This window comes from Chryseobacterium sp. SORGH_AS_0447 (genome assembly GCF_030818695.1).
Taxonomy (GTDB): domain Bacteria; phylum Bacteroidota; class Bacteroidia; order Flavobacteriales; family Weeksellaceae; genus Chryseobacterium.
Genome location: NZ_JAUTAR010000001.1, coordinates 4185122 through 4198146, shown reverse-complemented (window position 1 = coordinate 4198146; position 13025 = coordinate 4185122). Strand labels below are relative to the sequence as shown.

At 40.8% G+C, this 13025-nt stretch carries 8 protein-coding genes; 6 read left to right on the top strand and 2 right to left on the bottom strand.

All coding sequences use genetic code 11. From position 1 onward, the window contains the following. The first annotated feature begins 485 nt into the window (after window positions 1-485). Both QE422_RS19090 and QE422_RS19085 read left to right on the top strand, forming a co-directional pair. A complete protein-coding gene (locus QE422_RS19090; protein WP_307461876.1) occupies window positions 486-1607 on the top strand; it encodes a VWA domain-containing protein in 1122 nt (373 codons plus the stop codon). Between the two features lie 57 nt (window positions 1608-1664). Further along, the gene (locus QE422_RS19085) at window positions 1665-3104 is read left to right on the top strand and encodes an AAA family ATPase (protein ID WP_307461873.1); all 1440 of its coding nucleotides are present in this window, start codon (window positions 1665-1667) and stop codon (window positions 3102-3104) included. Window positions 3105-3249: 145 nt separating this feature from the next. Here the strand turns inward: QE422_RS19085 and QE422_RS19080 are convergent, their stop codons facing one another. Continuing rightward, on the bottom strand, window positions 3250-4878 hold the full coding sequence (locus QE422_RS19080; RefSeq protein WP_307461871.1) for an acyl-CoA carboxylase subunit beta: 1629 nt from the start codon (window positions 4876-4878) through the stop codon (window positions 3250-3252). A 400-nt stretch (window positions 4879-5278) separates the two neighbouring features. On the opposite strand from QE422_RS19080, the gene QE422_RS19075 reads away from it, so the two are divergent. The 4 genes from QE422_RS19075 (at window position 5279) to QE422_RS19060 (ending at window position 10981) form a co-directional block, all read left to right on the top strand. Continuing rightward, the gene (locus QE422_RS19075; RefSeq protein ID WP_307461868.1) at window positions 5279-6157 is read left to right on the top strand and encodes a DMT family transporter; all 879 of its coding nucleotides are present in this window, start codon (window positions 5279-5281) and stop codon (window positions 6155-6157) included. Between the two features lie 12 nt (window positions 6158-6169). Next, window positions 6170-7252 (top strand): PorV/PorQ family protein, encoded by a 1083-nt coding sequence (locus QE422_RS19070; protein WP_307461865.1) that lies wholly within the window; start codon window positions 6170-6172, stop codon window positions 7250-7252. Window positions 7253-7260: 8 nt separating this feature from the next. Beyond that, window positions 7261-8019 carry a hypothetical protein gene (locus tag QE422_RS19065; protein WP_307461864.1) on the top strand — a complete coding sequence of 253 codons (759 nt, stop codon included), beginning with the start codon at window positions 7261-7263 and terminating at the stop codon, window positions 8017-8019. An 82-nt stretch (window positions 8020-8101) separates the two neighbouring features. Next, window positions 8102-10981 (top strand): T9SS type A sorting domain-containing protein, encoded by a 2880-nt coding sequence (locus tag QE422_RS19060; protein ID WP_307461862.1) that lies wholly within the window; start codon window positions 8102-8104, stop codon window positions 10979-10981. Window positions 10982-11160: 179 nt separating this feature from the next. Here the strand turns inward: QE422_RS19060 and uvrC are convergent, their stop codons facing one another. Further along, the gene (gene uvrC / locus QE422_RS19055; RefSeq protein WP_307461859.1) at window positions 11161-12951 is read right to left on the bottom strand and encodes an excinuclease ABC subunit UvrC; all 1791 of its coding nucleotides are present in this window, start codon (window positions 12949-12951) and stop codon (window positions 11161-11163) included. Window positions 12952-13025: the final 74 nt, after the last annotated feature.

The window sequence follows — 13025 nt, the reverse complement described above, 5'->3', positions numbered from 1 at the left end:
GTCTCATGCATTTATTTGTATGAGACTTTTTTTTTGCTCAAGATTCAAGATTTAAAGTTCAAGGTTCAAGGTTTAAAGTTTAAAGTTTAAAGTTTAAAGAGGATGCTCCCAAGAAAGGAAAAATACAGCAGCAATCATAGCACCACAACCTATACAAAGTCTTACCTCATCATTCATCATTCATTTACCATTAACCATTACCCATTACTCATTGCTTATCATTTATTGCTAGAACCTCACTTACACTAGACCATTGTTCAACTACCTCCAACCGCCCTAGCCCCGATAGCAGCATATACCACGCAGCAAGCGGTGGAAAGCCAAGGCATCAGTGAAGCAAAAGCACAGGCGCGAGGAGTAGAAGCAAATAGCGGGATTAAGCTCCTGAAAATTCTTTAAATTACCAAGCAATTATTCTTAATCATAAAAACTAAAATAGACGAAATCTTTTATGCTATCCTGCATTTATATCGTAACTTTAAAATATGAAAGAGCATATTGTGAGAGGTTTCAGATTTGAAACATACAAGGCGCCGGAATTATCGGTGTTCGACAGGTTGCTGGAAATCTTTACCGATCTGTTAACCCATACTTCGGGAGATTTTGATGAAGCGATTGACTGGCTCCGGATGCTGGATGAAGAATATCAGCTTACGACACCGGAATATACTATTGAAGATTTTATTGAAGATCTTAAAAAGAAAGGCTACATTCGGGAAGAAGTTGATCCCAACGGAAGCGGCAATGGAATCAGGCTGAGTTCAAAGATGGAGCAGAATATCCGTAAGCAGGCCTTGAACCAGATTTTCGGAAATCTGGCGAAGAGCGGGACCGGAAATCATAAAACAAAAAAAAGTGGGTCCGGCGAAGATACAACCGGAGAATTCAGAAACTATAATTTCGGAGATCCTGTTGAGAAAATTTCTATAACGGAGAGTCTAAAGAATGCCCAGATTAATAACGGAATCGGGGATTTTCATCTTACGGAGAATGATCTTATCGTAGAAGACAGTATTCATCAGTCACAGATGAGTACGGTTTTGATGATCGATATCAGCCATAGTATGATTTTATACGGAGAAGACCGTATTACACCTGCGAAAAAAGTAGCCATGGCTTTGGCTGAGCTTATTACGACCCGTTATCCGAAGGATACGTTGGATATTATTGTTTTCGGTGACGATGCATGGCCGGTCAAGATTAAGGAACTTCCTTATCTGCAAGTGGGGCCGTATCATACCAATACCGTTGCCGGGCTTCAGCTGGCGATGGATATCTTAAGGAGAAAAAGAAATACCAATAAACAGATCTTCATGATCACGGATGGAAAACCCAGCTGTGTGCGGGAGCCCGATGGTACTTATTATATGAATTCTTATGGCCTGGACGACTATGTAGTGCAGAAATGTTACAATATGGCTGCACAGGCCCGCAGGCTGCATATTCCGATTACGACGTTTATGATTGCTCAGGATCCTTATCTTCAGCATTTTGTAAGTGAATTTACGGAAGCCAACCAGGGAAAAGCATTTTATACAGGACTTAATGGGCTCGGTCAAATGATTTTCGAAGATTATGAAGCCAACCGTAAGAAAAAAATACGTTAACCATTTACAATTGATATTCTAAACATCAATCAAATATTATAATTACATTTAAGTACAATGACTGCAAAGCCAGAGATAAAAACATTAGGTTCGTTAAAAGCATCAGGTTATCAGACCAAAAGCATCAAAGACGAACTAAGAGATAATTTAAGAGATAAAATAAAAAATAAAGAATCTGTATTTGAAGGAATTTTCGGTTACGAAAATACAGTAATCCCTCAGCTGGAACAGGCTATCCTGAGCCGACATAATATTAATCTGTTAGGATTAAGAGGACAGGCTAAAACAAGGTTGGCAAGAATGATGACCTCACTGCTGGATGAATGGATTCCTTTGGTGCAGGGCAGCGAGATTAATGACGATCCGCTAAATCCGATTTCCCGTTATGCCAAAGAACTGATTGCTGCCGAGGGCGATAACACGCCGATTGAATGGCTGCATCGTGATGAGCGGTTTTTCGAAAAGCTGGCGACCCCGGATGTAACGGTAGCTGATCTTATTGGAGATGTTGATCCGATTAAAGCAGCTAATCTTAAACTGTCTTACGCCGACGACCGGGTTATCCATTTCGGAATGATTCCGCGTGCGAACCGGTGTATATTTGTTATTAACGAATTACCCGACCTTCAGGCAAGAATTCAGGTTTCCTTATTCAATATCCTTCAGGAAGGCGATGTGCAGATCCGTGGGTTTAAAGTAAGGATGCCGCTGGATATCCAGTTTGTTTTTACCGCAAATCCGGAAGATTATACCAACAGGGGAAGTATTGTTACGCCTCTAAAAGACCGTATCGGATCACAGATCTTAACGCATTATCCCGAAACTATTCAGATTGCGAAAGAAATTACCAGTTATGAATCAAGTTTGGACAGCCGTCAGAAAAATGGGGTGTATGTTCCGGACCTGGCGAAAGACCTTTTGGAGCAGATCGGTTTTGAAGCCCGGGAAAGTGAATATGTAGATGCTAAAAGTGGGGTAAGTGCCCGTATGAGCATCACCGCTTTTGAAAATTTACTAAGTACGGCAGAACGGAGGGCTTTACTGACAGGAGAAGAAACCACATCGGTAAGACTCAGCGATTTCGTTGGGGTGATCCCGGCCATTACGGGTAAAGTGGAACTGGTATATGAAGGAGAGCAGGAAGGTGCGGAAGCAGTTGCCCAAATGCTGCTTGACAATGCGATAAAGACATTATTTATGACCTATTTCCCTAAAGTTGAAAAGCTTGAAAAAAAGAATATCGACGGCCCGTTCAGCCAGATTACCGACTGGTTCCTGGAAGACGACGGCTTCCTGGAAATCACCGATGAATCTTCGGATGAAACATATGCTAAAAATTTAAATAAGATTAGTCCATTAGATAAGATCATCGAAAAATACCAGCCTGATACCAAGCCGGAAGATCTGCTGTTCCTGAAAGAATTTATCCTGTGGGGATTAGCTGTCAATAAAAAGCTAAATAAAGAAAGATTCAGAACCGGCGTTTTCTTTTCGTAATAAATAAATCTGAAAATTTTCTGTAAAAAAAGATGTGAAATGAAATTTCACATCTTTTTTATTTATAATCAATTATCAATTATCAATTATCAATTATCAATTATCAATTATCAATTATCAATTATCAATTATCAATTATCAATTATCAAACCTGTATCACACCCAAGCTGAATTTTTCGGTGATAGGCGAATGATTGGCCGCTTCAATTCCCATAGAGATCCATTTTCTTGTATCGGTCGGATTAATGATGGCGTCCGTCCAGAGTCTTGCAGCTGCATACGTCGATTCGGTCTGCTTCTGGTATTTTTTAGAAATCGTCTCTAAAATTTCATTATGCTCTTCTTCGGTAATTTCTTTTCCCTGTTTTTTCAGAGTCGATTCCTGAATCTGTGCCAGTACTTTTGCGGCCTGAGCGCCACCCATTACCGCAAGATCTGCCCATGGCCAGGCGACAATCAGTCTCGGATCGTATGCTTTCCCGCACATGGCATAATTTCCTGCGCCATAAGAATTCCCGGTAATGATTGTAAATTTCGGAACCACCGAATTGGAAACGGCATTAACCATTTTAGCCCCGTCTTTAATGATCCCGCCATGCTCGGATTTTGAACCGACCATAAACCCGGTAACGTCCTGTAAGAAAACCAACGGAATTTTTCTCTGGTTGCAGTTGGCAATAAACCGGGTGGCCTTGTCCGCAGAATCGGAATAAATTACACCTCCGAACTGCATTTCGCCTTTTCCGCTCTTCACCAGCTTTCTCTGGTTGGCCACAATTCCTACGGACCAGCCGTCAATCCTTGCCGTGGCACAGATGATGCTTTTACCGTAATCCGGCTTGTATTCTTCGTATTCCGAATGGTCTACGAGGCATTTGATGATTTCATAGGTATCGTATTGCTCTGCCCGTGAAACCGGCATGATCCCGAAAATATTTTCCGGCTTTTCTTTCGGCTGGGCACTTTCAATTCTGTCGAAACCTGCTTTCTCCGTACTTCCTAAAGACTTCATGATGTTTCGGATTCGGTTCAAAGCATCTTTATCATCTTTTGCCTTATAATCGGTAACACCGGAAATTGAGCAGTGCGTGGTTGCGCCGCCCAGCGTTTCATTATCGATACTTTCTCCGATTGCTGCTTTTACGAGATAGCTTCCTGCCAGGAAAATAGAACCTGTTCCTTCCACGATCATCGCTTCGTCACTCATGATCGGAAGATAGGCACCACCGGCAACACAGCTTCCCATTACTGCAGAAATCTGAATAATTCCTGCCGCGCTCATCTTGGCATTGTTCCTGAAAATTCGCCCGAACATTTCCTTATCCGGGAAAATCTCGTCCTGCATCGGCAGATAAACCCCTGCTGAATCTACTAAATAAATAATAGGAAGCCTGTTTTCCATGGCAATTTCCTGGGCCCGAAGGTTTTTCTTGCCCGTTATCGGGAACCAGGCTCCGGCTTTTACCGAAGCATCATTGGCCACAACGATACATTGTCTCCCGGAAACATAGCCCATCACCACCACCACGCCGCCGCTTGGGCAGCCGCCGTGCTCCTCATACATTTCATAGCCGGCAAAAGCACCGATTTCTATGGAATCCGAATTCTTGTCGAGAAGATATTCAATCCTTTCCCTGGCCGTCATTTTACCTTCCTCACGAAGCTTCTGAAGCCTCTTTTCGCCACCGCCTTTTTTTATTTCTGAAAGCAGGCGATTGATCTCGGATAATTTTAATCTGTTCTGATCTTCTCTTTTATTGAATTCGATGTCCATAAAAATTTCTATTTTTTCCCTTTAAAGATACTATTTTTTAGATGGAATGGAAATTGATGTAAACAATTGTTTAATAAATTGGTTTTCAGAAATTTATGAAATATTTAACAAAAAATATATTTTTTATGGTTCGTAATTTGCTAACTTTACAATAGAGAAAGTGAGAGTGATATCTCATACTTCTCTAGTTCCTAGTTTATTTTTTTAATAGTTTATTATTTGAAGGCCCTGAAAGTTGAATAAATTTTCAGGGTTTTTTTATTTTGATCTACTTTCAAGTACTTTCAGCCTCTTTATACTCTTAAATTTTCTCAAAAAATCAAAGGTTTTACTATAAATTTATGATGCGAATTGTAAAATCGATTTGTAAATTTGCAAAAATAGAATAAGAAGGTAGGATATGCATAAATTAGCGCTTTTCAGGTTGCATTTAATTGTTTTTTTATGGGGATTTACGGCAATTTTGGGAAAGCTGATTCATGCGAATGCCGAGATTCTGGTTTTTTATAGGATGCTGTTTGCAGCAGTCTGTCTTTTTGTCTACATCCGTGTTTTCAGGAAAGACAGCATTAAGGTTTCCAAAAAGGTCTTTTTCCAGCTGGCCGCTATCGGATTTACCATGGCGCTCCACTGGTACTGTTTCTTTCATTCCATTAAAATTTCCAACGTTTCGATCGCGCTGAGCTGCCTGTCGCTGTCGACCCTGTTTGCTTCGATTCTGGAACCAGTAATTTTTAAACGAAAGATCGACATTTCAGAGGTAATCATGGGTGTGGTGATTGTTGCCTGCATTCTATTGATATTTAAAACGGAATTCCAATACAAAGAAGGGATTTTTTATGGAGTACTCTGTGCCGTTTTCGGGACGATATTTTCTGTTTTCAACGGAAAGATGTTTGGGAAGACGAGCTCGGGAAACATTATTTTTTACGAAATATTCTCCGGATGGTTTATTTTAATGCTGTTTTATCTTTTCAGCGGACAGATTTTTGAGATCAATGAAATAAGTTACCGCGATATTGCGTTAATAGGCTTACTAGCAAGTGTTTTCACAGCCTTTCCGATGCTGGAATCGGTGAACTTGATGAAATACATTTCCCCTTTTACGTTAATTTTAACAGTTAATTTAGAACCGGTTTACGGAATTATACTAGCTTTTTTTATCTTTGGAGAATCAGAACACATGAGTCCGGTTTTTTATATCGCTTCAGGAGTTATGATACTGGCAATCATTGTCAACGGATTGATAAAAGCTAAGAAACAAAAAACTTTAAATTAAGCATCAATTGATATGATGAAAAAATATCTTTTACTTGTGTTCGCCCTGGTTTTCGGGATGTCGCAATCTCAGATCATCAGGAAATATTCCAATGAATTCCTGAATATCGGGGCAGGAGCCAGAGGGTTGGCAATGGGAGGAGCCGTAATTTCCAACCAGGATGATGTCTACTCTCCGATGTGGAACCCCGCAGGTTTAATGGGTGTGGAAAAAGACTGGCAGGGTGCTGCTATGCACGCCGAATATTTCGAATCTATTGCCAAATACGATTACCTGGCTTATGCCAAAGTTCTGGAAACAGGGGTTTTTGGGGTTTCCGTCGTAAGGCTTGGGGTAGATAATATCTTAAATACTACTCAGCTTATTGATACGGAGGGGAATATCGACTACGATAAAATCACGAAATTTTCACAGTCCGACTACGCGGCGATTCTTTCTTATGCTTTTAATCCCGGAGGAAATACCAAACTGGATGTCGGGATCAATGCCAAGATTGTCTACCGGAACGTCGGGAAATTTGCTAATGGGTACGGTTTCGGGTTTGATGTCGGAGCCATCTACAAGCTGGACAACGGCTGGAAGCTGGGAGGGATGCTGAGAGATGCCACCACTACGGTAAATTTCTGGAGTGTTAACCAGAAAGAACTTTCTACTGTCGTAAACGGGGAAGAATTCAACCCGGCACCGAAGGACAAAATGGAGCTTACGATGCCTAAGTTAAACGTGGGGGCCAGTAAAATGTTTGAGATCAACAGCAGTGTGTATGTATTGCCGGAAGCCGGGATCAATGTAGATTTCGCTAAAACAGCAGCATTGGTTTCTACGGATTTTGCAAGTTTAACACCGTATGCAGGAGCCGAACTGGGATACCAGAAAATGATTTTTGTGAGATTGGGAGTCAACAGATTCCAATCTATCACCGATATTGAGGATCTCAGAAGAAAAGTTTCTTTCCAGCCAAGCGCGGGGATCGGGATCCGGTACAGAGGCCTTACACTGGATTATGCCATCACAAATTCAGGAATTGGCGGATCGAATTTCTATTCCAACTTTTTCTCGCTGAAACTGGACATCGGACAGTTTAGAAATGATTAAATTGCATTATGAAAAAAATTTTACTTCTCATACTAACAACCTGTTCGATGCTTGCTTTCGGACAGAAGGTTTCGGATTATAAATACATTTCCCTGCCCGCAAAATTTTCAACTTTTAAAAAAGAAGATTACGGATTAGGAGAGATGCTGACCAAAGTTTTAAGAAGCAAGAATTATCTGGTGATCCCTGCGGATAAACTGCAGTGGCCGGCGGAAGCTCAGAGCAATCCCTGTAACGTTTTAACGGCAGATGTGGTGAATGACAGCGGTTTTCTGCGAAATAAAGTAGTGCTTCAGTTCAAAGACTGCAACGATAAAGTAATCTCTTCGGCGAAAGGATCTTCAAATATCAAAGAATATAAGGAAGGCTATCAGGACGCCTTGAAACAGACTTTCGTATCGATTTCTCCGGCAAGTCCTGTGAATCAGGTATCTGCCGAAGTTGCAGTTCAGCCGGCAGTTCAGGAAACCAGTGTTTCTTCGCAGCCAGTTGCCTCTTCGACACCGGTGGAAAATACAGCCGTACGTTTCAGCAACGGGAAGACGGATCTTCAGAAAATCCAGATCGATGCTTCTCAGTTTATTCTCGTTGGGAACAACAGTTCATCACCTTTTGCCACTTTCAAAGCAACTACTAAAAATGAGGTCTTCAGAGTGAAGCTTCAGAACGGCGAATCTACCCTGGGATATTACGAAAACGGGAATATCGTTATAGAAATGCCACAGGCTAACGGCAATTATACAAAGGAGATATTTTCGAAAAAATAAATTACAGAATAGATAAAAAATACCTGATCCTTAATTCAAACGAAAGAATGAGTTAAGGATTTAATTTTTAAAACAAAGAACCATGAAAAAGATTTGTACGACCTTATTGGCTGCATTTTCAATGTATTCCTATGCTCAGACGCTGAACACCCAGCTAAACGAGATTCATTATGGGGCAGGAAGTTCTCCAAACAATTTAATAAGACTTAATGATCTTATTATTTTTGCGGCATCCCGAAATGCAGATGAAGGATTGGAACCCTGGGTTTATAATACCGCAACACAGAAGCCGACATTGCTGAAAGATGTTTTTGCCGGGCATAATAGTGGAATCCCGTCCAATTCCATATTTGTAAAGCTGAATAACAAAGTCTACTTTTTGGCACAGCAAAACTATTCAGGTTATCAGATTTGGGAAACGGATGGAACGCCTGCCGGAACCGTAAAAAGGCAGGACATCAACTCTAATTATTCCATTGATGAGTTTACCGTCGTAGGAAATAAAATTTTCTACTATCAGAATAAGGAGCTGTGGGCATTCGATACAGGCTCGAATAACCTTTCCTTATTGAAAACATTTGAATATTCCGGGAATGTAAAATTATACCCTTACAATAATCAATTGATCTTTGCGGCAAATGATGGGATTTCGGGCAAAGAAATATGGAAATCCGATGGTACCGCTGCCGGAACCTCTTTGATAAAAGATATCGCCCCCAACAGCGGAAGCAGTATTTCGAATGATTTCAAAATGCTGACGCTGAACAACGGGAAGTTCTATTTCATGGCGAATACGGCAACGGGCTATGTGCTTTATGAAAGTGACGGAACCACAGCAGGGACAAACCCTCTGCTGCCTATGCAGAATTCCCCTCAGTTAGAAGGTGCTTCTGGGGGAGATTATTTTGTCTTTACAGGATTCAGTTCCACCAACGGAGGTTTGGAGCCATGGGTCTCAGACGGAACGGTTGCGGGAACAAAAATTTTAAAGGATATCTATCCCGGAACGACCAGCTCTATGAGTATCAATCAGAAGTTTCTGAAAGTTGGCAATAAAATTTATTTCGACAGCAGCGCAAACGGAATAAGTCCGGGCTACGGCAATTATATCTGGGAAACGGACGGAACGGAAAACGGAACCGTTTTATTTAATACGCCTACCAACAATATGCTGTATGGCAAAAGCTCAGAGGGGCAGTATTTAATTCTTACAAAACCCAACGAAGGAAACCGTTTCTGGATTACCAATGGAAATGCTGCACAGACCTTCGAAATGTCGGCGTTGGGGATGACGGCCGCTAATGGGGTAGTGGATTTTAATTCAAAACTGTATCTGGCAGGAAGCAGCCCTAAGAATGGGATGGAATTATATACCTTGGATCCGTCTGCGCAATCCGCTGTCCTGGCTTCGGATATTAGCAGGTATGAAAGCAGTTCGCCTCATTCCTACGAATTGCTGAATAATGATCTGATTTTTATTGCGACAGATCGGGAATCCAACAGCCAGTTCTACAAGAGAAATAAAACGACCCAGCAGATCACAAGATTTACCAATTTTACCTATGGATCTTCTGGCCCGGGAATGTATACGGATTTTAACGATAGTCTTTTTAAAGTCGGAAACTTTCTCTACACTAAAAACAACACGCCCAATCCGGTGAGTGGATTCTACAGGACAGACGGAACTTCTGCAAATTCAGCGGTTATATCTACAGGAAATACCGTTATTTATGATAATTCTTTTTTCGTTAATCTTAATGACAATACCTTATTGTTTTCCGGATACAACAACGTGCTGGGAACAGAGCTTTGGAAGATTGATAATAATTCCAGCACGGTAGTTCTGGTAAAAGATATTTCAACCGAAAGCATGGGCAGTATGTACAATACCGACCCAAAAACAACAGTGCTGAATGGCTTTGCTTATTTTGTGGCCAAAGAAAACGGAAAACTGGGCGTCTGGAAATCCGACGGAACCGAAGCGAATACAATAAAAACAATTCAGATTAATTTCCAGGACGGATCCGACGGAAATATAAAGGTTGTCGGAAGTTTAAATAACAAATTACTGTATTCAACAAGAAAAGAAGGGTCTACAAATACTTCCAATACGGAACTTTTTGCTTCCAACGGCGATCTGGCTTCTGCTGTTTTATTAAAGTCTCACAACGAGCTATACAGCTCGTCCGGTATCAATAGTGATACGGAGATCCTTAATAATAAATTATTCTATGTTGTGAAAGGATATCCTGGCGGACTTTATTCTACCGACGGAACGGTGGCCGGAACCACGCAAGTTGCACCCGTTAACTTTTTCGGGGATGTTAAATTTAAAAAATGCGGAAATCAATTGTTTTTCACCAATAACAATTCGACGGAGTTGTTGAAAACTAACGGTACAACCGCAGGAACGGTAAGTTTAGGAGCCAATTTTTCTGCAATAAAAGATATGACTTGTGCAAATAATTACCTGTATTTCCTTAATGGAGCTTCCCAAAAGGTCTGGAGAAGCAACGGAACTCCGGCGGGCACAGCTCCATTGGATATTTTTATTACCAATGACGATAACCAGTTATTAACCAACGAAAATATTTTGAAAATGGCTACCGATAATGAAAAATTATTTTTAACCATTTATACAAAGGAGCACGGAAACGAATTATATACTGTTACAGATCCGCTTCCTGTTTATCTGGCAGTAAATGATGCAGCAGCCAATACGAAGACCGGTAATTCATCCATTCAGGTATATCCGAATCCCGTTGCTGATGAGTTTTCATTAAAAATTCAAAACGATGTTAAAGTTGAAAGCCTTAAATTATACGATACATCAGGCAAATTAATCAAAGAAGTTTCAGATTTCAACGGAAAAGTAAATATTTCCGGGCTGACGTCAGGAATCTATTTCTTAAAGATAAAAACAAGCAAAGGAGAATTCCTGAGTAAAATTCTTAAAAAATAATAATTAAAAAGAGACTGTCTGAAAAGGCAGTCTCTTTAGTTTTGTAAATTTAAATGTTTAGAAGTTGTTAAGCGGTGTTTAACGTTGTCTAATTTATAAAAATTATTTAAATTAACAAATATTATGAATTTTATTTTTAAAAAATTATTTAATATTTACTAATTGTTTGTAATTATTCTCTATGGGTTGAAGAAATCATAAATGACTTTTGCTTTGCTTTTCCCGAGAATTTCTTCCAGCGTTTCCAGGTTTGATTCTTTGATCCGCTTTACGGATTTTAGCTTAGATAACAGCAATTCGATCGTTCTTTCACCAACTCCGGGGATTTCCTCCAGCTCGGATTTTATCGTTGAATTTTTTCTTCTTGTCCGGTGGTGCTTTACCCCAAAACGGTGGGCTTCATCCCTAACGCGTTGCAGAATTTTCAGAGTTTCAGATTTTTTGTCCAAGTATAAAGGAATCGGATCATCCGGGAAGAAAATCTCTTCCAGCCTTTTTGCAATTCCGACAATCGTAATTTTTCCGTACAGTCCCAGCAGGCGCAGGCTTTTCACCGCAGAAGACAGCTGGCCTTTACCACCATCGATCAGGATCAGCTGCGGTAAGCTGTCTCCTTCTTCCAACAGTCTTTTGTACCGGCGGTAAATCACTTCTTCCATCGTGGCAAAGTCATTCGGTCCTTCTACGGTTTTGGGGTGGAAAATCCTGTAATCTGCTTTGCTCGGTTTGCCGTCTTTAAAAACAACACAGGCTGAAACGGGATTTGTCCCCTGGATGTTCGAGTTATCGAAACCTTCGATATGGCGCGGTTCTACCGGCATTCTCAGCAGCTTCTGCATTTCGGCCATAATCCGGTTGGTATGTCTTTCCGGATCTATAATCTGTACCTGCTTCAGCTTCTCCAGGCGGTATTCTTTCGCATTCTTTTCAGAAAGCTCGACGATCCGTTTTTTGTCGCCCACTTTCGGTACAATCAGCTTTACATTCGGGATTTCAACCGATAAATGGAAGGGCAGAAGCACTTCTCTCGAATTCGAATTGAATTTCTGCCGGATTTCAATCAGCGCCTCTTCCAGAATTTCCTCATCGCTTTCCTCAAGGATCTTTTTAATTTCCGTGGTAAAGCTCTGGATGATATTTCCGTTCCTGATCTTAAAGAAATTTACATATGCCGCAGTTTCGTCACTTGTCATTCCAAAGACGTCCACATCATCAATACTGGGATTCACAACCGTATTTTTAGACTGATAATCTTCCAACGCGTCCAGCCGTTCTTTGATGATCTGGGCATTTTCAAACTGGAGATTCGTTGCATACCTCATCATCTGGTTCATCAGGTACTCCTTTGCTTTCCGGAAGTCTCCTTTAATCATTCCGCGGATCGCATCTATTTTTTCATCATAATCTTCCTTGCTCTCAAGTCCTTCGCAGGGCCCTTCACAGTTTTTGATATGGTATTCCAGGCAGACCTTGTATTTTCCTTCCTCAATTTTGGCAGGAGCTAAGTTTAGATTGCAGGTTCTGAGTTTATAGATATGTTTGATGGTATCCAGTAAGATTTTGGCCGGACGTACCTTTGCGTAAGGTCCGTAATATTCCGAGCCGTCTTTAATTTTGGTCCTTGTCAGGAAAATCCTGGGAAAGTCTTCGTTTTTTATACAGATCCACGGGTAGGTTTTGTCGTCCTTCAGCATGACGTTATAAAACGGCTGATGCTCCTTGATCAGGTTGTTTTCCAGAAGAAGGGCATCGTATTCGCTGTTCACGATCGTGGTTTCAAGCCGGTTGATTTTTCCGACCATGATTTTGATCCGGTAGCCCGGAAGGTTCTTATTGAAATACGAGAGAACCCTTTTCTTTAAATTTTTGGCCTTTCCCACATACAAAAGCTGATTGTTTTTATCATAATAACGATAAACGCCGGGTTCCGATGGTAAAGTTTTGAGCTGTAATTCTAAAGAAGGATTCATATAACAAAATTACGGAATTAAAGAGCAAGAAAAAAGCCATAGAAATCCTATGGCTGCACAATATTATGTTAAAA

What these genes read in the sequence shown, in the direction of transcription:
- QE422_RS19070 (WP_307461865.1), top strand. Translation starts at nt 6,170, where the DNA reads ATGATGAAAAAATATCTTTTACTTGTGTTCGCCCTGGTTTTCGGGATG.
- QE422_RS19065 (WP_307461864.1), top strand. Translation starts at nt 7,261, where the DNA reads ATGAAAAAAATTTTACTTCTCATACTAACAACCTGTTCGATGCTTGCT.
- QE422_RS19060 (WP_307461862.1), top strand. Translation starts at nt 8,102, where the DNA reads ATGAAAAAGATTTGTACGACCTTATTGGCTGCATTTTCAATGTATTCC.
- QE422_RS19075 (WP_307461868.1), top strand. Translation starts at nt 5,279, where the DNA reads ATGCATAAATTAGCGCTTTTCAGGTTGCATTTAATTGTTTTTTTATGG.
- QE422_RS19080 (WP_307461871.1), bottom strand. Translation starts at nt 4,878, where the DNA reads ATGGACATCGAATTCAATAAAAGAGAAGATCAGAACAGATTAAAATTA.
- QE422_RS19085 (WP_307461873.1), top strand. Translation starts at nt 1,665, where the DNA reads ATGACTGCAAAGCCAGAGATAAAAACATTAGGTTCGTTAAAAGCATCA.
- QE422_RS19090 (WP_307461876.1), top strand. Translation starts at nt 486, where the DNA reads ATGAAAGAGCATATTGTGAGAGGTTTCAGATTTGAAACATACAAGGCG.
- uvrC (WP_307461859.1), bottom strand. Translation starts at nt 12,951, where the DNA reads ATGAATCCTTCTTTAGAATTACAGCTCAAAACTTTACCATCGGAACCC.